The organism is Microbacterium phycohabitans, assembly GCF_032464935.1.
In the GTDB taxonomy this organism is placed as follows: Bacteria; Actinomycetota; Actinomycetes; order Actinomycetales; family Microbacteriaceae; genus Microbacterium; species Microbacterium phycohabitans.
This window is the reverse complement of sequence record NZ_JAWDIT010000001.1, coordinates 1-21,753: the sequence shown is the minus strand read 5'-3', so window position 1 is coordinate 21,753 and position 21,753 is coordinate 1. Positions and strand designations below refer to the sequence as shown.

General features: G+C 72.0%; 13 protein-coding genes and 1 pseudogene. 6 read left to right on the top strand and 8 right to left on the bottom strand.

Annotation, left to right across the window (positions count from 1 at the left end; translation table 11 throughout):
- Positions 1-79 precede the first annotated feature (79 nt).
- Positions 80-565 carry a hypothetical protein gene (locus RWH44_RS00070; protein WP_316003023.1) on the top strand — a complete coding sequence of 162 codons (486 nt, stop codon included), beginning with the start codon at positions 80-82 and terminating at the stop codon, positions 563-565.
- Between the two features lie 113 nt (positions 566-678).
- On the opposite strand, the gene RWH44_RS00065 is transcribed toward RWH44_RS00070, so the two are convergent.
- Complete coding sequence (locus tag RWH44_RS00065) at positions 679-2,454, bottom strand: Na+/H+ antiporter (RefSeq protein ID WP_316003022.1); 1,776 nt, start codon at positions 2,452-2,454, stop codon at positions 679-681.
- A 223-nt stretch (positions 2,455-2,677) separates the two neighbouring features.
- Here RWH44_RS00065 and RWH44_RS00060 point away from each other — a divergent pair, with 223 nt between their 5' ends.
- Positions 2,678-3,442, top strand: a complete 765-nt coding sequence (locus RWH44_RS00060) for a hypothetical protein (RefSeq protein WP_316003021.1) — start codon at positions 2,678-2,680, stop codon at positions 3,440-3,442.
- A 182-nt stretch (positions 3,443-3,624) separates the two neighbouring features.
- Here RWH44_RS00060 and RWH44_RS00055 read toward each other — a convergent pair whose 3' ends face one another.
- From RWH44_RS00055 to RWH44_RS00045, 3 genes are read right to left on the bottom strand one after another with little or no spacing between them, the layout of a single operon-like run.
- Entirely contained in the window at positions 3,625-6,969 is a 3,345-nt protein-coding gene (locus RWH44_RS00055; RefSeq protein WP_316003020.1) for an ATP-binding protein, read from the bottom strand.
- Entirely contained in the window at positions 6,966-7,706 is a 741-nt protein-coding gene (locus RWH44_RS00050; protein ID WP_316003019.1) for a DUF4194 domain-containing protein, read from the bottom strand. Before RWH44_RS00050 ends, RWH44_RS00055 begins: the two co-directional genes overlap by 4 nt.
- The gene (locus RWH44_RS00045) at positions 7,699-9,180 is read right to left on the bottom strand and encodes a DUF3375 domain-containing protein (RefSeq protein ID WP_316003018.1); all 1,482 of its coding nucleotides are present in this window, start codon (positions 9,178-9,180) and stop codon (positions 7,699-7,701) included. Before RWH44_RS00045 ends, RWH44_RS00050 begins: the two co-directional genes overlap by 8 nt.
- 223 nt (positions 9,181-9,403) lie before the next feature.
- Between RWH44_RS00045 and RWH44_RS00040 the strand changes: the two genes are divergently transcribed.
- On the top strand, positions 9,404-10,771 hold the full coding sequence (locus RWH44_RS00040; protein WP_316003017.1) for a hypothetical protein: 1,368 nt from the start codon (positions 9,404-9,406) through the stop codon (positions 10,769-10,771).
- A gap of 22 nt (positions 10,772-10,793) precedes the next feature.
- Positions 10,794-12,347: a S8 family peptidase gene (locus RWH44_RS00035; protein WP_316003016.1), complete on the top strand. Its 1,554-nt coding sequence runs from the start codon at positions 10,794-10,796 to the stop codon at positions 12,345-12,347.
- Positions 12,348-12,396: 49 nt separating this feature from the next.
- Here the strand turns inward: RWH44_RS00035 and RWH44_RS00030 are convergent, their stop codons facing one another.
- The 4 genes and pseudogenes from RWH44_RS00030 to RWH44_RS00015 all read right to left on the bottom strand — a co-directional run bounded on the left by RWH44_RS00030 (position 12,397) and on the right by RWH44_RS00015 (position 18,084).
- Positions 12,397-14,421 (bottom strand): glycosyltransferase family 39 protein, encoded by a 2,025-nt coding sequence (locus tag RWH44_RS00030; RefSeq protein ID WP_316003015.1) that lies wholly within the window; start codon positions 14,419-14,421, stop codon positions 12,397-12,399.
- 178 nt (positions 14,422-14,599) lie between these two features.
- A pseudogene (locus RWH44_RS00025) lies at positions 14,600-15,955 on the bottom strand (APC family permease); the annotation flags it as partial.
- 267 nt (positions 15,956-16,222) lie between these two features.
- On the bottom strand, positions 16,223-17,617 hold the full coding sequence (locus RWH44_RS00020; protein ID WP_316003014.1) for an aspartate aminotransferase family protein: 1,395 nt from the start codon (positions 17,615-17,617) through the stop codon (positions 16,223-16,225).
- Complete coding sequence (locus tag RWH44_RS00015; protein WP_298875403.1) at positions 17,614-18,084, bottom strand: Lrp/AsnC family transcriptional regulator; 471 nt, start codon at positions 18,082-18,084, stop codon at positions 17,614-17,616. The genes RWH44_RS00020 and RWH44_RS00015 overlap by 4 nt, the downstream gene beginning before the upstream one ends.
- A gap of 169 nt (positions 18,085-18,253) precedes the next feature.
- Between RWH44_RS00015 and RWH44_RS00010 the strand changes: the two genes are divergently transcribed.
- Both RWH44_RS00010 and RWH44_RS00005 read left to right on the top strand, forming a co-directional pair.
- Positions 18,254-19,981, top strand: a complete 1,728-nt coding sequence (locus tag RWH44_RS00010) for a cellulase family glycosylhydrolase (RefSeq protein ID WP_316003013.1) — start codon at positions 18,254-18,256, stop codon at positions 19,979-19,981.
- A 161-nt stretch (positions 19,982-20,142) separates the two neighbouring features.
- The coding region (locus tag RWH44_RS00005) for an ArnT family glycosyltransferase (RefSeq protein ID WP_316003012.1) at positions 20,143-21,753 on the top strand (1,611 nt) is incomplete at its 3' end.

Sequence of the window (21,753 nt, the reverse complement as noted above, 5' to 3'; positions counted from 1 at the left end):
GGAGGGGCCGCTGCGGGCCGCGGGTGCGGAACCCGACGCGGCCTGCGGTTCGTTTCGCGATCGGGGCGAGCTCACTGCCGTGGCCGGTGTGCGGGGCCCCGACCTGGCGATGGCCATGAGCCCGTTGGCGATCGTCGTCGTCCTCGGCTGGCTCGTCGGCCTCCCCGTCTACGGCGGCCTGGTGCTGAGCGCGCGCTCGCGCACCGTCGAGGTCGTGGTGCGCGTCGGGGTCGACCGGATCAGAGTCGAACGGATGCCGGATGACGCGCCCATCGCCGACCTCGCACTCTCGGAGCTCCGGGCGATCCGGTGGGCGGCGCTCGAGACGCCGACCCGCCTCGAACTGCGGCCGACGGTCGGACCCGGGCTCGTGCTGCTGTTCGGCCTGGCGCGCCGACCCGCGGGGATGGCGGCGAGTCTGCCCGCGCTGCCGTCCGGTCTCCGCCGGCGGCTGAGCGAGGCGGGGCTGGCGGCGCGGGCGTCTCGCGAGCGCGGCGGCGACGCCCTCTTGACGCGGGAGGGCACGGCATCGACGGTCCGGCCGGGCGGGGTCGCGCGGCGCTGAACCGCACGGCTCGGGACGGCCGTCGCGCCGACCCCGCCGCTCGCTCCGCGGCGAACGCCTCCGGCCGGCGGTTCGCGCCGGGACCCGCCGGTGGCAGAGCCGAGGTGCCGGCGCTAGTCGCCCGCCTTCTCGAGGCCCCTCGTGCGGATCTCCTCGAGATCGAGACCCGCCAGGATCTTGCGGGCGACGAGGTCGTCGATCGTGCCCTCGCGGCGCAGCCGGAGCAGCACCTCGCGCTTGCGGTCGAGGACCGCGAGCCGCAGACGCTGCGCCTCCTTGTGACGCAGCAGGGGGGAACGCTGGGTGACGTCGATGTCTTCGCTGACCGCGATCATCTGAAGGGGGCCGGTGAAGGCCGCGCCCTCGACGTCGTCGCCGGCGACGGCGCGGTCGCCGCTACGCCGGTCGGTGTCGGGAGCGTCGGGCGGAACGGGTCCGGTCGCGGCGCTGTCGTCGTCGAGCGAGGCGTCGAGTTCGGCGAGGTCGCGCTCCTCGATTGCGCGCTGGCGGGCGACGGCCCGCGCGTTGGCGAGCTCGAGACGCTCGTATCCCTCTCGCCGGGCGCGGTCGCGCACGCGATCGCTGATGCCGTGTTCGACCGCGAGGTCGTCGAGGGCCGCAAGAGCGGCTCCCGAGATCGCGCGTTCGGCGAGCTCGTACTCCTCGATCGCCGCGTCGTCGTTGGGGAGCTTCGCCCACTTGATGACCGCCGGGAGCAGCGGCCCCTGCACCAGCAGGGTGAGCAAGATGACGCCCGCCGTGACGAACACGATCGCGTCGCGGCCCGCCACGGGGTCGCCCGCAGCCGTCGTGACCGGCACCGACAGGGCGATGGCGAGCGACACGGCCCCGCGGAACCCCGCCACGGTGCTCACGATCCGCGACCGATGCCGGAGCGAACGCGACGAGCCCGCAGCGGGGCGCGAGAAGGGCGAGAACATCCACTGGAACAGGTACCGCACCACGAAGAGGGCGATCCAGGCCGCCACGGTGACGAGCAGCAGGATGCCGATCTCCGACCCCGAGATCTCGTGCAGCACGAGCTGCACCTCGAGGCCGATCAGCACGAAGAGCGCACCGTTGAGGAGGTAGACGCCGAAGGGCCAGGTGGCATCCGCCGCCCTCCGCGACATCGCGGTCGTGATCCGCGGCGACACCCAGGCCATGATGAGGCCGGCGAAGACGACCGCGAGCACGCCGGACGCGTCGATGAGCTCGGCGATCAGGAACGACACGAACGGCACGAGCGCCAAGGTGAGGTTGATCGTCAGGGTCGACTGCATCCGTCGCAGGGCGAAGAACGCCGCTGCGGCCACCGCGATCCCCGCGGCCGCTCCGCCCAGGTACGACAGCAGCACCATGCCGGTGATCTGCAGCGGAGTGATCTGGTCGCCCAGCAGCAGCGCGACGGCGATCGCGTAGAGGACGAGGGCCGTGCCGTCGTTCGTCAGGCTCTCGGCCTTGAGCTTCATGAAGGTCTTCGCCGGCAGCAGGCGACCCAGGGCCGCGACCGCGGTGGCGTCGGGTGGCGCGACGGCCGCGCCGAGCACGAGAGCGGCCTCCCAGGGCACACCGAGGAGCGTGGCGACCCCGGCGACGGCGAAGGCGGACGCCACGACCAGCAGCGTGCTCATCGGGATGATGTAGCGCAGCGACCGCCGCACCGACCGGAGCGACGTCGTCCATGCCTCGCGGAACAGCATGATCGGAAGGAACAGCAGCAGCACCGTCTCGGGCGGCAGTTCGATCTGACGGAGCTCGGGGATGAAGCCGAGCGCGAGGCCGATGACGAGCAGCACCAGCGGTGTCGCGACGCGCAGTCGGGGCGCCAGGACCGTGCCCACGAGCATCGCGAGGCCGAGCAGAACCGTGATCTCGAGTCCCTGCATGCGTGCCGCCTTTCGCCGTGCCCTCAGCACTCAGCGTAGAGAGGGGCTCGGACATTCCCGACCCCTGACGCGTTCGGTGCACGGGGTGTCCGCGCGCAACCGGTGGGCGGGCGTTCCCCGGCCGCCGTAGGCTATCCGAACGGTTCGGACAGGGGGATCCACGATGTCGCTCGGCGGGAGAAAGGGAGGCACACGGAGAGACGCGACCGTGTCCCTCCGCACGATGTCGCCCAGACTTCCGTCCACCGAGCCGCGTATCCCCGTCTTCCCGAACGGCCGGCGCCCCACCTGGCTCGTCGCCGTCGTCGTCCTCTTCGCGGTGGTGCCCGCCCTCATGGCGGTTGCCGATGACCGAATCGGTCTGCGCCTCGTCATGGGAGCATCGACCCTCACCATCCTCGGGGCCGCGGTCTGCCTGAACGTGCTTTTCGGCACGATCCAGGAACGGCTGCTGCGCATCGACCCGTCGGCATCCGGGGTCTGGTTCCGCCCCGCCCCGGCAGCGACCGCTGTGCCTTTCGTGCTGGGGATCCTGCTGCTTCTCCCCGCCGTGGCCCAGATCTTCGTCGATGCGTTGAGCCTGCCGACCATGCCGTCGTTCCTGCTCACCCGTGCGCCGTATGCTCTCGGTCTTCTCGGCCTGGGGGTCGTCGTCATGAGCGCCGTGCGTCTGCGACAGCCGGCCGGGCTGCATCTGACGTCCAGAGGACTCACCGGCATCCGGGGTCGCGGCCGCGTCGATTGGACGTGGGACGAGCTCGCCGAGGTGGGGGTCGGCGCAGGTCCCGTCGCCACGCTTCACCTCATCGCCGATGGAGCCGGGCCACGCGTCGAGGCGCCCATGCTGGCGCTGGGGTCGGATCCGAATCAGGTCGCCACGGTGGTCCGCTATTTCCGCGACGTCCCCGCGGCGCGCACCGAGCTGGACGGCCCCGGACCCGTCGTCCTGCGCGGGGTCGACGACGCGCTTCGGGCTCGCGAGGGCTGAGCGCGTCGTCCCCGTGAGGGAGCGCGTGGACGCTTCCGAGGAGATCGCACGCGACTCCGCTCAGGATGCCGCGTCACAACCTCCGTGACGCGCACAACCTCCGTCGCGTGGGCCCGCATGGAACGGAGGTTGTGCGAATCGCTGAGGTTATGCGCGCGCGGACGGGGCCGCGTGCACCACCGTCAGCCCGCGACGCCCACCTTCGCCTTCGCCCACGAGCGCCCGCGGGTGTCCTTGAGGATGTCGTACTCCACGTCGACGTGCGGTTCGATGGCGGTGTACTTGTCGTTCGGGGCGCCGATGACGAGCTGGAAGCCCAGGCCCCGCCACGCGCCGATCGCTCGCTTGGTGAAGTGCGCGTCGGCCTTGATCAGGGCCTCGTCGAGGAACACCGGGGCGTAGCGGGGACGCTCCGATCCGGCATCCCCGAGCTGATAGCGCAGGGCCGCGCCGACGATGAAGGCGATGAGCTCCTGCGACTCGCCGCCGGACTTCTCGCCGATGTGGTCGTACAGCGCGACGTGTTCGCCCGTGTCGGCGCGGAAGCGCTCGGCGCTGACGCGCACGTGGTTGCGCACGTCGACGAGGTCGGCGAAGTCGGGCGCGGTGGGCCGGATGCGCCCGATGAGCCGCGCCATGCGTCCGTAGACGGCCTCGCGCTCCTCGTCGGAGGAGGCCGCGTCGATCGCCGCGCGCACGTCGCGCAGCTCGCGGCGGAAGCGGCGCCGCACCTCGGACTGGTTCTCGCGCGGAACGATCTGCAGGCGGTGCTCGTCGTCGTAGAACGGCAGGTCCTGCATGATGTCGTTGATCGGCGCGATGCGCTCGCGGATCTCGCGCAGCGCCCGCGTGAGCGCCGAGTCGAGGTTCGTGAGGTCGTTCCCCGACAGCTGCAGCAGCGAGTCACGCCACTCCGCCTCGAGCTCGTGCAGGCCGCTGGCCTCGAGGTCGGCGAGGATGCGCTCGAAGTCCCCGAGCGACTCGTCGGGGTCGGCGAGCAGGTTCGGGCTCGGCCACCGGTCGGTGAAGGCCGTCAGCGTGCGGCGCAGGCTCTCGCGCTGGTCGCTCCACGTCTCCTGCGCCGAGCGCTGCTCCTCGAGCAGGCGCTTGGAGGCGGACTCCAGAGCGGCGTCGAAGCGCGAGAGCAGCTGCGAGGGAGAGGCGTCGTCGGCGGGCGCGACGAACAGAGCGTCGAGGTAGGCCGCTTCGTCGGCGGTGAGCGTCATCCCGGCGTCGTCGGCGCGTTCCAGCCGCTCGTTCGCGGCATCCACCTCGTCGGTGACCTCGGCCCAGCGCGCGGCGAGCGCCTGCTGCTCGGTCTTGGCGGCACCGATCTCCTCGCGCAACCGCGCCGCGCGGGCGCGCGTGCCGGAGATCTGCTCCTGCAGCTCCGCGATGCGGGGGTTGCCGGCAGTGACCTCGACGATCGTCTCGTTCCAGCGTTCGAGGTCGCGCTCGACGGATGCCGTGTCGACCTGGTCCCACGACAGATCGGCGATCTTCTCGAGGGCGCTGCGCCGTTCGTCGAACGCGTCGAGGGCCGCGGCGGCGTCGTCGACCGCGGACTTCGCGGTGGCGAGGTCGCGGCGCACCGCGACGATCTGCTCGCCGAGCTCGGTCAGTCGCACGCGGGAGGAGAAGCCCAGCACGCTCTGTCGGGCCGATCCGCCGTGCGCGCCGCGGGAGCCCTGACTGGTCTGCCCCGAGATCGTGAGCGCCATCCGGTGCTGCGACAGCTCGGCTGCGGCATCCACGCAGACGAAGGCGAACTGCTGCTCGAGCCGGTCCTGCAGCCATCCGGTGAAGGGGGAGCGGCGGTACTCCAGGCGTCCGGGGAGCGTCGCGGGGTCGAGTCCCGTGCGCTCGGGCAGGTCGGTCGACACGCCCTCGAACCGCAGGCGCTCCGACAGGCGCACGCCGTCGATCGCGGAGCGGAAGGATGCCAGGTGCGCGGCATCCACGAGGAGGGTCGTCGCGAAACCGCCGAGGGCCAGCGTGAACGCCCCGCGCCACGGCTCGAACTCCGTGCGCACGTCGACGAGCTCGGCGACGAAGGGCAGCTCGGCGGCGGTGAGTCCCGCGGCCTCCGCGAGGGCCTCGCGCGCCTCGTGCAGGCGGGGAGGGATGTTGTCGTCGCGGGTCTGGGTGCGCCGGTGCTCGGCCTCCAGCGCCGAGAGCTGCCGGCGCAGCTCGGTGTGCCGGCTGCTCGCGGCGACGAAGGCGTCGCGTACGGCGGTCTTGGCATCGGCATCGCCCAGCGTGCGTCGCGCCTCGTCGGCGATCGCGGTGAACTGCTTCGCCGACGAGACGTCGGTCGACAGCACGGCGAGGGCGGCGTCGAACCGCTCCCGGTCGCGCTGCATCCCGGCGAGGCGCCGCTCGAGAGCGCGGAGCTCGCGCTGCGCGGCGTCGAGCTGGTCGCCTCCGGCCGCGCGGAGCACGTCGCCCAGTCCCTCCCGCTCGGCCTCCGCGGCATCCGCCAGCGCCTGCCGCTCGCGCACGAGGGCGTCGGTGGCGTGCGTGCGCTCGCGCAGCTCGGTCTCGACCGCGGTGAGCAGGTCGACGCGGCGCTGCGCGCGCCAGAGGGAGGCGCGCGATTCGGGGTCGCCGAAGCGCCCGAGAGCGTCGATGAGGCGCAGCCGCTCGGCGGCCTCGTCGATGCGGGTCTTCATCGCGCGGATGGGCTGGAGGGCCCGCACCTGCTGGCGCGCCTCGAGCATGCGCGTGCGCGTGCCCTCGAGGCCGTCGAAGTGCGACACGACGGCGTCGGCGACGGCGAGGGTCTCGGGCTCCTCGAGCACCATGCGCTTGTAGAGGTCGTCGACGGTGGTGATCTGCTGACCGGCCTGGATGCGCGCGAGAAGGCTCATCGCCTTCGCCCCGGACCCCGCGGCGCCGATCCCGAGCACCGCGTGCAGGCGCGCCGAGAACTCGCGGTCGGTGGCGAGGGTGTCGAGCCCCGTGGCCCGCACGGCGCCGTCGGACAGGTGGCTCCGAGCCGCCTTCTCGAGGTCGCGCAGGTCGAACGCGCCGTGCACGGTCGCGCGCACCTTGACCGCGTCGTCGAGGGTGCGCGCCGCCGCCGGGATGTACCAGGCCCGCACGGCGGTGAAGCGGGCGCCGTCGTGGTCGGCCCAGGTCATCGCGATCGCGGTCCACGTGTCGACACCGTCGCCGCGCAGCACCCGCACCTTCGTGCCCTCGTCGGTGCGGGACTCGTCGAGCTTGCCGCGTCCGTACGAGAGGATGTTGCGCTGCTCCTGCCCGCGGGGCCGCCCCACGACCGCACCGTTCGAGGCGCCGTTGAAGGGGGTCGTGTGCGGCATCATGAGCGCGACGTAGGCGTCCATGAGCGTCGACTTGCCCGAGCCCGACCCGCCGCACAGCAGGGTCGCGGTGGGGGCGAAGCGCACGCGGTGCGTCCCGTCGTAGCCGCCCCAGTTGATCAGCTGCAGGTCTTCGGCCACCCACTGCTGCCCGCGGGAGGCGGCGGGGATGAGCCCGAAGAGGGTCTCGAGCATGGTCATGCGAGCTCTCCCTCGGTCGTTCCGGATGCCACGAGCTCCGCCTCGGTTGCACGCGCGGTGGGCGCCCCGGCATCCGTCGTCTGCTCGTCCAGCCAGCGCTGCAGCTCGCGCAGCGTCTCGGCGCTCAGGACGATCTCGATGAGCGGACCGATGCGGTAGCGGCCCTCGGACTCCTCCTCGATGATGCCCTCGCGGTCGAGGCGCGCGATCGCGGTGCGCACGGCGCGCTGCTGGCTCGCGCGCGTGCCGTCGCTTTCGGAGAAGTAGGTCAGCACGGTCTGCTCGACCTCTTCGACGTCGACGCGGGCCGAGCCGGTGCCCGCGGTGATCTCGCGCTGGAAGACCGTGCGCAGGTAGACGAGCACCAGGGTTTCCGCACGCGAGTACGCCTCGTCCTTGAGCAGGATCGGCACGTCGAGCTCGTCGCTGCGCACCTGCTCCTTGTAGGCGACGCCCCGCGAGTGGTCGACGACGAGCCGCACGAACAGGTCGTTCAGGCGCGACTCGATCATCTGCTGGTGCTCCAGCAGCAGCTTCCACTCGGCGGGGGAGGACTCGGCCAGCAGGAAGCGACGCTGGAGGATCCGCACCAGCACGCGGCGCACGTCGGCGTCGAGCACGCCGCGGTCGCCGGCGAAGAGCGCGTCGGGGTCGTTCTCCATCGCGACCGGGGCGATGAACGCGGGGGTGTCGTCGCCGGGGGCGTCGGCATCGGCGGACAGGGCGATGTCAGTCATCGGCATCCGTTTCTGTGGGGCTCTGGGCGCGCACCGCGCCGAACGCGAAGCGCCGGGTCGTGCCGTCGGGTCGCACGGCCTCCACGATCGAGACCTCGTCGGTCTCGACCAGACCGCTCCGGTGCACGATCTCGAGCAGGCCGACGAGGTCGACGGGGCGCCGGGTCTGCGCATCGGCGCCCGCGAAGGCCGTCGCGAGGTCGAAGGAGTCGCCGAGCCCCGCGACGTACGCCTCGAGCTCGGGATAGTGCGGGCCGCCCCACGCGCGCGTGTCGACCGTGTCGAACTCGACGTCGGCGCCGTCGGGGGTGGATGCCAGGGGCTCGGGCGCTCCGGGCGGACGCACGTCGCTGAGCGAGCGGCGCAGGTGCCCGATGTCGGCGAGCGGGAGGGTGCGCACGGGCTCGACGCGGCCGGGAGCCCGGGTCTGGCTCCAGCGGTGCAGCCCCGCCATGACGCCGCGCAGCAGATCGTCGACCTGGCGGTCGCGGATCGGATCGTGCGTGCGCACCTGGGCGGTGATGACGTGCGACGCCCTCCGTTGGGCGGTCAGCACCTCTTGCACCCCCGCTTCGACGCGGCGCGCGATCGCATCCAGCTCCGAACGCTGCTCGGCGGTCATGAGGCGGGAGAACGGCTGGGTGAGCACGGCGTGCAGCTGCTCGGTGAGGTCGTCGATGTGCTCGGGATCGCCGATGAGGCGCAGGGCCCCCTGGAACGCTCGGCCCTCGGGGGTCGCCTGCATCACCTGGCGCCCCCGCTCGAGGTATTCGCGCAGCACGTCGCCCGTCGGACGCACGTCGCGGCGCAGCTCCGCCACGACGTCGCGCTGCATCGCCGTGATCGACTCCGCCACGCGCGAGAAGTCGGCGGGAAGCTCGCGGGCGAGATGGATGACGTTCTCGGCCTCTTCGAGCAGGTGATCGTCGTCGAGCGGCTCGACGATGCCCTCGTCGAGGGCGGCGATCTCGGCATCCAGTGCCGCGCGTTCGGCGAGGAGCGCCTCGCGGCGCCGCGCGGGGTCGCTCTCGGCGTCGCGGGCGAGTCGCTCGACCGCGTCGAGCAGCGTGCGCACGCGCGAGCGGGACACGCGCGCCCGTCCTCCGCCGGCGCGGCCCGCGATCTCGAGGGCCCCGACCGCGTGCGCCGAGAGCCGGTACACCTCGACGTCGTCCTCGATCTGCAGGCCCAGCCAGCCCACGCGCACCCAGCCGCGGCAGATCTCGCGCGCGGAGCCGGCGGGGATGCGGCGGTCGTCGTCGGCGTCGATCCCGGCGGCGCGCAGCTCCTCGATCGCCTCGGCGACCTCCACGTGCGCGTCGGCGACCGCGACGGCGGGGCGGTCGGGCGTGAACACCACCGACAGCACGGCGACGACGAAGGGGGCGAAGCGCCCATGCAGCAGGTCGAGCGTGGGGTTCTTGAACGCCGCCGCCGAGCGCAGGTACGCGGCTTCGGCTCGGGTGCGGGTCACTGGCTCGAGTCTACCGGCGCGGGCCCGGGCCGCCATGCGGATGACGGAGCGGGTGAACCGCGCTCAGCCGCCGCGCCGGGGGAGCGGCCCGGGCAGGGCGGCACCGGGATCACCTCGGCAGGAGGCCGGAGGGCGTGGTCCGCGGCACTCCAGGAGCGGGGCAGAGTGCCGGGTGACCTGTCTGCCGCCGATCCCGAGCGTGCCCCGTGCCGGAAGGACCTCCGTGAGCGCCCATCGTGAGACCCCGCTCGTGTCGCCGACCCGTCTGCGGGCGGTTCCCTCGCGTCGCGCGCTCATCGGGGCGGCGGCGTGGGCCCTGCCGGTCGTGGCGGTCGCCGCCACCGTACCGGCCGTCGCCGCCTCGGGCGCTGCGCTGTCGTTCTCGGCGACCGCCTACCAGGCGCCGGCGTGCGCGAGCATCATCGGCGCGACCGTGCGAGCCGATGCACGGGGCTCCGGCGCTCCGGGGGTCGCGGTGACCCTCCAGATGAGCGGCGGCTTCGCCTTCGATGGCGGGTCCGCCTCGACGACGGTCGTCACCGGATCCGACGGAACGGCGGCGTGCGGCGACATCCATGTTCCGTCGGGCGGGTCGGTCGGCACGATCACCGCATCGGCGGCCGGTGCGGCATCGGCGACGGCGGCGCTGTCGGCGACGCCCGACGGTCGCGTGCTGTTCGTCCCGCGCGGCAGCGTCGCCGCCACCGAGGTGCCCGCGGGAGCCACCCCGGTGGCGGGCGACCTGTTCCTCCGCGACCACGTGCTCTACCGCCACGGGGTGGGCGTCGTGCAGCGCGAGGTCGCCGCGGCGGGGTCGCTCGTCGAGAGTCCCGCGAAGAACGGCTCCTTCCTCCTGCCGCTGCTGCTCGTCGACGGCTCCGCGGTGGTGTTCGACACCGTCGGCAACACGTCGACTCCGGCCGTCGGCACCCCCGCGGGTGCCACGCCGGTGGCGGCCGACCTCTTCCTGTCCGGCACGACGCTGTACCGCGGCGGCGTGGCCGTGGCATCCGGGGTCGCCGCCTACGGACAGCTCGTCGAGCACGACCAGGGGAGCGGCCCCACCGGGCAGTTCGAGCTGCCGTTCCGCGCGGTCGACGGCTCGCCGCGCCTGTACCGCTCTCCGGCCGACGAGGTGCGCACCGCGCACGAGTTCGGGCAGGCCGGAGGGCCTCCGTCGGGCGCGACCCCCGTCGCCGGCGACCTCTTCATCGCCGACGGCACGCTGTACCGGGTCAGCGCCGACGGGGCCAACCCCCTCGGGACGGGGGCCCTCGCCTCTCAGATCGACGCGTGGGGCGCATTGACGCCGAACCCGTACTTCTCGGGTCAACGGCTCCTGCCGCTGCGCACCGCCGCTGGCGCGGCCGCCCTCCTCGACGTGGCCGCGGGGCATGTCCGCACCGTCGCGCAGGTTCCGCCGGGGGCAGTGCCCATCGGGGCCGATCTCTTCCTGTCGGCGAGCACCGTCCATCAAGCCGACGTCGGCGCCGTCGCGTTCGACGTCGGGCGGTTCGGGCAGCCGGTACCGGTCGCGGCGGGCGGCTCGCGCGTGGCCGTTCCCGTCGTCGCCCCCGTTCCGACCTGCTGACCCCGACCCACGGATGCACCCCATGTCGATCCCTCCCCGCCGCCGCTGGCTGCTCGCCTCCCTCGCCGCCGTCGCGGTCGTGCTCGGTCTCGTCGGCGCCGCCCAGCTGCCCCTCCCGCCGACTCCCGCGCCCGAGCGACCGAGCGCCGCGCCCGCGGAGCAGCCGTCCACGCCCGCAGCCCCCGACGCCCCGACCTTCGCCGAGCAGCTCCCCGTGCCGCCGGGAGCGAGTCCTGAGGAGCGGCACCGCATCGAGCTGACGTATTCGCTCGTGGAGATCCCCGACGACCGCCTCGCCGACCTCCGCGCGGTGGCGGCCGGGGCCATCGGTGCGCAGTCGATCGAGGGGACGACCCTCGTCGCCGTCCCGGCCGACCAGGTGGACGCCGTGCGCACGGCCTTCCCCGACAGCCCCATCACGCCCAACCAAGAGGTCACGACCACCGCGGACCAGACTCCGACGCCGTCGTGGGGTCTCGACGCCGTCGACAGCCCCGACGCGTCGCAGGACCAGCACTACCTGTCCGACACCACCGGCGCGGGGACCACCGTCTACGTCGTCGACAGCGGCATCCAGTCGACGCACCCCGATTTCGGCGGGCGCGTGGATGCCGTGAACGGGCACACCGAGGTCGACGATGGCAACGGCACCGAGGACTGCAACGGCCACGGCACGCACGTCGCCGGGACGGTCGGGAGCACGACCTACGGTGTCGCCAAGGCCACTCGCCTCGTTCCCGTGCGAGTGCTCGGCTGCGACGGCAAGGGAACCGGTCTGGGTTTCCTCTACGGTCTGATCTGGATCTACAACAATCACTCGGGCACGAAGTCGGTCGTCACCATGAGTCTGAGCACGTCGGTGAACGCGACCATCGACAAATACATCCAGCGGGGCGTGGACCGGGGGTACGTGATGACCTCCGCGGCGGGCAATGACGCCGTCGACGCCTGCACATCCTCACCGGCGCACGCACCGAACGGGATCACGGTCGGAGCGATCGAGCGTCCCCGCAAGATCGCCTGGTACTCCAACGTCGGCTCGTGCGTGACGCTCTTCGCGCCGGGCTCCGACATCACCTCGACCTGGATCGGCTCGACGACGAACACCATCAGCGGCACCTCGATGGCCACGCCGCACGTCGCCGGTCTCGCCGCTCGCCTGCTGCAGGAGCATCCGACCTGGAAGCCGGCGCAGGTCAAGGCCGCTCTCACCTCGACACCCGGTGCGAGCGGGAACCTCACCGGCCTCCCCGACGGCACCGCGAACATCTTCGCCGCGATCCGCGGTGTCCCGCGCGTGCTCACCGTCACGGCCACCCGTGCCACGGGCGGAGAGACCCTGTCGTGGACCGTCAACGACATCGGCACCCTCACCTCGTTCGCGATCACCGTGACCGACACCACGACAGGGCGCGTCTACCGCGTCGACGTGGCGGGTGCGACCCGGTCGACCGACTTCCTCGACGTGCTGCCCGGGCACTCCTACACCGTGAGCGTCGGGGCGAGCGGCACGCTCCCGACGGGTGTCGCCGTCACGAGCGATCCGGTGACGGCCGCGTTCACCGCGCCGTCATGACGCGGGGGAGCCGGCCGCGCCGATTCTTCGCGGCGCGCACCGGCACGCCTCACGCGCCGCCGCAGGCGTAGAGGGTGACGCCCGACACCTTCTGAACGTCGCCCCCTTCGTGCGCCGCGGAGAAGGACCACGCACCCACCTGTCGGCATCCGGGTTCCGTCGCGACGTGGCGGACGGGATCAGACTCAGGAGCGCCCTGGGCGACGGCCAGCAGACGCGCCCGACCGGAATGCACCATCTGCTCGAGCGCCTTCACCGTGAAAACGCTGACGTGGCCCGAATAGCCGCCGTCGGTGAGCACGTCGTCGCCCGTCGCGTCGATGATCTGCGCCGAGATCGCCCAGGAGTCGGTGACCATCAGTGCACGCCCGTCGCTGCCGCCGCCGTGGGCGCGCGCGGTGTCGACGAGCTGCGAGAGCGCGGGCGTCAATCCCGCTCGGCCGCCCCACGGGGCCGGACTCGAGATCGCGAAGGCCTCGTTCGGATCGCCTTTCTGCGCGGTGACGCCCACGTACGCGTCGCCTCCGCTGCCGTCGCGTGCGTCGTCGAGCACCTGGAGGCTCGTGGCGATCGGCAGGCACAGCAGGGCCACGGCGAGAGCGGCGGGGGCGACGCGTCGCAGGTGCGCGCCCGAGATCGCCGCGACGATCCCGATCCCCGCTCCGGCGACTCCCGCCGCGATCGCCGGGATCAGCAGCACGACGGGGAGCCGGGCTTCGGAGCCGAGCACCGCCCACCAGACCGCCTGCACGATGACGATGCCGGGGAGCACGAGTCGCCGCCCCCGGGAGGCCGAGCGCAGCAGGCGCACGCCCTCGCCCCAGGCCACGGCCGTCAGCAGCACGAGCGGTACGCCCAGCGCAGCGACGTAGGCGGTGTGCGGAACCCGCGTGAACGACAGCACGGCCGCCGAGGTGACGAGCCAGACCGCCGCGACGGCGACGAGGGCGAATCGGGCGCGGGCTCCGGCCGCACCGCCGGGGTCCGCCACCGCGCCGGGCCCGTCGGGGTCCGCGGTCCGCGAGCGCCGGAACACCGGCGAGCCGCCGATGCGCCGCCCCCATCGCCACAGGCCCAGCACGACGCCGGCGATCGCCGCGGGGTAGAGCCAGCCGATCTGCGTCACGAGCGGCAGCTCGAGGAGCTTCGTGATCGACGACGACCCGCCCGAGGCGGAGCCGTGCTGCGCGAGCGCGTGCACGATCGCGCTCAGCGTCGCGCCCCAGCCGCCCGTCGACGCCGTCGCGCCGACCGAGCCGGGCACGGCGCCCGGAGCGAAGCGGTCGAGGCCGTTATAGCCGAACACCATCGCGAACACGTCGTCGTCGGTGGAGCCGTCGATGTAGGGGCGTGCGCCGGCGGGGACGAGCGCGATCGCGGTGATCCAGGCGACGGAGGCGACCACCGCGGCCCCCGTCATCACACCCGCTCGCGCCAGCGCGCGGCGACGACCGCCCGTGGCGAGAAGGGTGCCGACGGCGAGAGCGGGTAGCACGAACCAGGCCGACATCATCTTGGCCTGGAAGCCCACGCCGATGAACAGCGCGCACAGCAGCAACGGCCACCACCGGTCGGTGAGCACGGCCCGCTGCCACCACACCACCGCGACGGCCAGCGCCATCGTGAGCAGCCCGTCCTCCATCGGATGAGCGAACATCGACACGAAGATCGGCGTCGAGGCCGCGGCCGCCGCGGCCACCAGCCCCACCCCTCGCCCGCCGAAGCGCAGCCCGATGAGCGCGCACGCGAGGATCGTCACGACGCCCTCGATCACCTGGGGGAGCGCGATCGCCGAGGTCGACATCCCGAAGAGACGGATGCCGAGCGCCTGGGGGACCGCGAACCCGCTGAGCTTGTCGAGGGTGACGGTGGCCGCGGGGTCGAACGCGCCGAACAGCATCGCGTGCCACGACGACGCCATCGATCGCGCCGAGGCCTCGTAGAACGAGAAGTCGCCGCCGCGCGCGAGGTTCCAGCAGGTCAGCACGACGAACGCGGCGACGATGAGCGTCAGCGAGAGGCGGGCCCACCAGGGTTCGCGCCACCAGCGCGCGAGGACGACGCGAGAGATCACGACGAGAAGAGTGCTCCGCGCGCAACGGCGGTGCGTATGGCTCCGCTATCAGCCCGCTGTGACTGCACCCGAGTGGCCCGCGCCGGTGTGCGGAACGCGGGAGGGGGCGTTCACGCGACGGCCGCGGCATCCGGTGTCGGATGCCGCGGCCGAAACGCAGCGATCGGGTGGTGCGGAGTCAGACCTCCGAGCGCGGGCCCGGGGCCACCTTGTTGACGCCGGTGACCGGTTGGTTCTCGTCGAACGACGCGATCGGGCGACGGAAGCCGCGCGTGAGGATCACCAGGTAGACGACGCCGAGGCCGGTCCAGATCAGACCGCCGACGAGGGCGTGCATGTCGAGGTTGACCCACAGCAGGCCCGTCAGCACCATGCCGATCGCGGGCATGACGATGTAGCGCGCGATGTCGCCGGGGGTCTTGCGGAGCCCCTTGCGCACCGCGAACCACGCGATCACCGAGATGTTGACGAAGGTGAACGCGACCAGGGCGCCGTAGTTGATGTACGCCGCGATCTGCTCGAGGGTGAACGAGATCGCGAACAGGCTCACGAGCCCCACGATGACGATCGAGAACGTCGGGGTGTGGGTCTTCGGGTTGATGAAACCGAAGATGCGACGCGGCAGCACGTTGTTGCGGCCCATCACCATGAGCATGCGCGACACCGAGGCGTGCGAGGCGAGCCACGACGCCAGGGTCGCCGCGAAGCCCGCGGCGGTGAGCACGGCCTGCAGCACCGGCCCGCCGACCTGCACGCCGATCTCGGGGAGGGTGCTGTCTTCGATGGCCTCCTGCGGGAACGCCGTGGCGTCGGGGAAGCGCAACTGCGTCACGTACGAGGCGATGAGGAAGATGAGACCGCCCACGATGAGGGTCAGCACGATCGCCCGGGGCATGATCTTCGGGGTCTTGGCCTCTTCCGAGTACATCGACACCGCGTCGAACCCGATGAACGAGAAGCACACGACCGTCGCCCCCGCCAGCACGGCGCCGAACTGCACGTCGCTGTGGGCGAAGGGGGCCAGCGACACGGCGGTGCCGGCTCCCGCGCCGCCGACCAGCTGCACGACGACCATGACGACGAAGACCGTCATCACGAGGATCGAGAACACCAGCAGCACCATGTTGACGTTCGAGGTGCCGCGCATCGTCAGGTAGATGACGCCGGTGACGCCGGCGGTGAAGACGACCACCCAGATCCAGCCGGGCACGTCGGGGAACAGGGCCTCCATGTAGCTGCGCAGGATCAGGGCGTTGACCATCGGCAGGAGCATGTAGTCGATCAGCGCGGTCCACCCCACGACGAATCCGACCCCGGGGTGGATCGACTCGCGCGCGTAGGTGTACGCCGAGCCGGCGCTCGGGATGACGCGCACCATCTTGCCGTAGCTGATGGCGGTGAAGACGAGCACGACGAGAGCCACGGCGTAGGCCGCGGGGACGACGTTGTTCGTCTTGTCGGCGACGAGGCCGAAGGTGTCGAACACGACGGTCGGGGTCATATACCCGAGGCCCAGGCCGACGATCGACCAGAGACCGAGGGTGCGGGCGAGTTTGGCTCCCGAGCGTGACGTGGCCGCGTCGGCGGCGAGGTTCTCGTTCGTGGCTCCTCCTAAAGGGTGCGGTGCGCGATCGGGTGTCGCGTCCGTGGGCTGATGTCGGGGGTACAGCGATCGGAGCACCGCTCGGGGTGGGGAGCGGGGAGGTCGGCGGGGTGATGCCGGATGGGGGTCGTCGACCGATCGGGGCGACCGGCGGGCGGGGAGGGATGCCGACCCTCGTGGTGTCGGCATCCCCCGTGATCAGAGGCGGGTCCAGGCTTCGGTGAGGGTCGAGCGCAGGATCTGCTCGATCTCGGTGAATTCGGACGGGCCGATGGTCAGGGGCGGGGCGAGCTGGATGACGGGGTCGCCCCGGTCGTCGGCGCGGCAGTACAGGCCCGCGTCGAAAAGCGCCTTCGACAGGAAGCCGCGCAGCAGCCGCTCCGACTCGTCGTCGTCGAAGGTCTCCTTCGTCGCCTTGTCCTTGACGAGTTCGATGCCGAAGAAGTAGCCGTCGCCGCGGACGTCGCCCACGATCGGCAGGTCGAGCAAACTCTCGAGGGTGGATCGGAACACGGGGGAGTTCGTCCGCACGTTCTCGAGCAGCCGCTCCTCCTCGAACACGTCGAGGTTCTCTAGCGCCACGGCAGCCGAGACCGGGTGTCCGCCGAAGGTGTAGCCGTGGGGGAAGGTGGCGTCGCCGTGCGCGAAGGGTTCGTAGATGCGGTCGCTGATGATCGTGCCGCCCAACGGCGAATAGCCGCTGGTCACGCCCTTGGCGAAGGTGATCATGTCGGGCTGGTAGTCGTACGCCGAGGCGCCGAAGTAGTGGCCGAGACGGCCAAAGGCGCAGATGACCTCGTCGGAGACGAGCAGCACGTCGTACTTGTCGCAGATCTCGCGCACGCGCTGGAAGTATCCCGCGGGTGCGGGGAAGCAGCCGCCGGCGTTCTGCACGGGCTCGAGGAACACCGCCGCGACCGTCTCGGGGCCCTCGAACTGGATCATCTGCTCGATGCGGTCGGCGGCCCACAGCCCGAACTCCTCGGGGGTGCCGCCCCCGAATCCGCTCTCCTCGGCGCGGTAGTAGTTCGTGTTGGGGACCCGGAAGCCTCCCGGGGTGACCGGCTCGAACATGTGCTTCATGACGGGCAGCCCCGTGATGGCCAGAGCGCCCTGCGTGGTGCCGTGATAGGCGATCGCCCGGGAGATGACCTTGTGCTTGGTGGGCTGGCCCTGCGTCTTCCAGTACTGCTTGGCCAGCTTGAACGCCGTCTCGACGGCTTCGCCTCCGCCGGTGGAGAAGAAGACGTGATTCAGATCGCCGGGGGCGAGATCGGCGAGCCGGTCGGCGAGTTCGATCGCCGCGGGGTGGGCGTACGACCACAGGGGGAAGAACGCCAGCTCCTCGGCCTGCTTCGCCGCCGCCTGCGCGATGCGGCGCCGCCCGTGTCCGGCGTTGACCACGAAGAGCCCCGCGAGGCCGTCGATGTAGCGCTTCCCGGTGGCATCGAAGATGTGGTGGCCCTCGCCCTTGACGATGATCGGGACGCCCGGGCCGTCGGTCATGGTCGACTGGCGCGAGAAGTGCATCCAGAGGTGGTCGCGGGCCTTGGATTGCAGGTCGGCGTGCTGATCGGTTTCGATGAGGGTCATCGCGTTCCCCAGTTGTAGAGCTGACGGTGGAGCTTGAGATAGACGAACGTCTCGGTCGAGACGACGTCGGGCAGAGACCGGATGCGGTCGTTCAGCAGGTCGATGAGGTCGTCGTCGCTCTCGCAGACCACCTCGACGAGCAGGTCGAACGAGCCCGCGGTCGAGACCACGTAGGTCACGCCCGGCAGTTCGGTCATCTGCGCGGCCGCGACGCGGGTGTCACCCGAGACGCGGACGCCGATCATGGCCTGTCGCGCGAAGCCCAACTGCAGCGGATCGGTGACCGCGACGATCTGCAGGATGCCGGCATCCTGGAGCTTCTGCACCCGCTGGCGCGTCGCGGTCTCGCTGAGACCGACGGCTTTGCCGATCTCGGCGTAGGAGCGACGGCCGTCTTCCTGCAACTGTTCGACGATCGCTTTGGAGACGCGATCGAGAACGGTGCTGCGGTCGGCGGTGGGGCTCATGATGGGCGACGGTATCAGCGGATCATCCGCTGAATCAATGATGATCTCGACATTTACGAGGGCGAAACAGCGCGGAAACCGTCGTAAATGGCCTCAGCGGCTCCCCACGGCGGCACCTCCGGTGCGCGCGCCGACACGCGGCGCCGCTACGATGACCGCGGAGGTGCGGATGTCGGGGTGGCTCGAACGGTGGTCGTCTGCGCGCCGCACCGTCCTGCGCTCGGCGGCCGCGGTCGCCGTCGCCGCGCTCGCCGTGTCCGGCGCCGTCTCCGCGCCGAGCGCGACCGCGGCGACGGCCCTGCCCGGCTGGCTCTCCACGCGCGGGGCGAGCATCGTCACCTCCGCCGGCACTCCGTACACGATCAAGGCCGTCGCCTGGTTCGGCATGGAGACCTCCAATTGCGCGCCGCACGGGCTGTGGTCCATCTCGCTCGACGAGGGTCTGCGAGCGATCGCGGGAATGGGCTTCAACACGATCCGCCTCCCCTTCTCGAACGAGTGCCTCGCCGCCTCGTCGTCGAATTCCATCAACGGCGCCGTCAACGCCGATCTCGTCGCCCTCAGCCCGCTGAAGCTCATGGACACCGTGATCGCCCGGGCGAAGACCTACGGCCTGTCGGTGATCCTCGACCGTCACCGCCCCGACTCCGCGGCGCAGAGCGAGCTCTGGTATACCGGCGCCTACAGCGAGAAACGGTGGATCGACGACTGGAAGATGCTCGCGAAGCGCTACCGGAACGAACCTGCGGTGATCGGCGTCGACCTGCACAACGAACCGCACGGACCGGCCTGCTGGAACTGCGGCGACCCCGCGCGCGACTGGCGAGCGGCCGCCACCCGCGCGGGCAATGCCGTGCTGTCGGTCAACCCCAACCTGCTGATCATCGTCGAGGGCGTCGAGCGTCAGAACGACGGCTCGAGCACGTGGTGGGGCGGCGGCCTCCGCGACGCCGGCGCGGCGCCCGTGACCCTGTCGGTCAAGAACCGCGTGGTGTACTCGCCGCACGACTATCCGGCGACCGTGCACCAGCAGTCGTGGTTCTCGGCACCGAACTACCCCGCGAACCTCGAAGCGGTGTGGGATGCCAACTGGGGCTACCTCGTGCGCAAGAACATCGCGCCCGTGCTGCTGGGCGAATTCGGGACGAAGCTCGAGACCGCGAGCGACAAGGCGTGGATGAGCACGCTCGTCGCCTATCTCGCCAAGACGAAGATCAGCTACGCGTACTGGTCGTTCAACCCGAACAGCGGAGACACCGGCGGCCTGGTCGCCGACGACTGGCGCACGCTGCAGAAGGCCAAGCTCGCGGCGCTGCAGCCGATCCTCACGCCTGTGACCGTTCCCGCTCCTCGGCCCACGACGAGCCCCACGGCCTCGCCGAAGCCGAGCGCGTCGACGTCGCCGAAGCCCACGACGTCGCCGAAGCCCACGACGTCGCCGAAGCCCACGACGTCGCCGAGGCCGACTGCGAGCCCGTCGGCGTCGCCGAAGCCGAGCGCGAGCCCCACGGCGTCGCCGAAGCCGAGCGCGAGCCCCACGGCGTCGCCGAAGCCGAGCGCGACGGCCTCACCGAAACCCTCGGCCTCGCCGTCGTCCGCTCCCCGTCTCTCGGCGGCGTGGGTGCCGCAGAGCGCGTGGGGCGAGGGGTACGTCGCCGAGCTCGCGCTCACCGCCGGCGCGAGCGTGAAGAGCTGGTCGGTGTCGTTCGAGGCCCCGGGCACGACGGCGGTGAGCAATGCCTGGGGCATGTCGTGCACCGTCGGCGGTACCACCGTGACGTGCACCGGAAGCGACTGGGCAGCCGCCCTCGCCCCCGGACAGACCGTGCGGGTGGGATTCCAGGCCACGGCGACGAAGGCGCCCGCTGCGCCCGCGCTGCGCGTCTCGGCATCCTGAGGATCCCGCTCGGCGGCCCGCCGCAGAGGCGGGGCGTCTCACCGGCGCGTGACGACGCGGCCGGGGCCGACGGTGGCGGAGGGCCCGGGATGCCGGCATCCATCGCTCACGCATAACAAGCGTGAGGGTCGACCGAGGGTGGCGCTGTCTACGCTGCGCGGGTGACCGCCGTTCTGACACCCGCACCGACACCCGCCGTCTCGTCTGCGCGCGCGCTCCGACGTCCCGGTGGGTGGACGCTGGGGCTCTCCGCGATCGGCCTGCTCGCCCTGGTGCTGACGGGGTGGCAGGTGTGGGCGGGGGCGCCGAGCGAGTACTACGCCTCGATCGCGCTGTCGATGAGCAGATCGTGGTCGAACTTCTTCTTCGGAGCCGTCGACCCGGCGGGCACGGTCACGCTCGACAAGATCCCCGGTTCGTTCTGGGTCCCGGCGCTGTTCGTGCGCGTCTTCGGCTACTCGGCGTGGGCGGTGATCCTGCCGAACTCCCTCGCCGCCGTCGGCGCCGCCCTCCTCACCGCCGTCACCGCGCGACGGCTCGCGGGCGAGCGTGCCGGATTGATCGCGGGCGCGATCGTGGCGGTCACCCCGATCCTGGTCGCGGTGGCCCGGTCGAATCAGCCCGAGGCGTTCTTCGTCCTCGGCCTCTCGCTCACCGCCTACGCCGCCGTGCGCGCCGTCCAGCAGCGCAGCTTCGGGTGGCTGGTCGCCGCGGGGGCGCTGGTGGGGCTGTCGTTCCAGTTCTACATGCTCGAGGCGTGGGCGGTGTGGCCCGCCCTCGCCGCCGCGTACCTCTTCACGCGGCAGTCGTGGGCGCGCCGCGTGGGGCATCTGCTGGTCGCCGGGGCGGTGAGTCTCGCGGCCTCGCTGTGGTGGGTGGCGATCGTCGCGCTGATCCCCGCCGGCAGCCGCCCCTACATCGGCAGCACGCTGTCGAACGATCCGTGGGAGATGGTGTTCGGCTACAACGGCTTGGGCCGGTTCACCGCGACGAGCGACAGCAGCGCCTACGAATCGTTCACTCCGCCGTTCTCGGGCGATCCGGGGGTGCTGCGTCTGTTCAACGCGCAGCTCGCCGGGCAGATCGCGTGGCTGATCCCCGCCGCGGTCGTGGCGATCGCGGTGCTGTGGATGCTGCGCTTCCCGCGGCCGCTCACCGTGCTGCTGACGGTGTGGACGGCCACTTTCGTCGCGATGTTCTCGGCGGTGGCCGGGATGCACCAGTTCTACACCGCGGCGCTGGCCGTGCCGCTCGGCCTCGTCGTGGCGACGGCTCTGGCGGTCGCGCACCGCGCCGGGCGCACGTGGCCGCAGGTGGCGATCGTCGGCACGGCCGCGGTCACGGCCCTGGGGATCGGGCTCGCCTCGGGCGGATACAGCATCCCCGTCTCGATCGCGCAGGCCGTCGCGGCCGCGGTGGCCATCGTGCTGCTGATCGCGCGCAGAGGCTCGGGCACCCTCGCCACGGCCGTGATGCTGGTCGGCCTGCTGCTGACCCCGGCGGTGTGGTCGGCGGTGACCATCGCGCATCCCAACTCGATCAATCCGGTCGCCGGCGGCGTGTCGGAGATGTCGGGCGGCGGCTTCGGCGGAGGGATGCCGGGTGCCGGCCGCGGAACGGGCGGTGCGGGATCGTTCGCCGGGGGAGCTGCGGCGCCGGGTGGTGGAGCACCGGGTGGGGCGGCGCCGGGTGCGGGCACGATCCCCGGCGGCGGCACCCAGGGCGGCGGCGCGGCGGGCGGCTCCGGGCCGGGCGCCGCCGCGGGCGGCTCC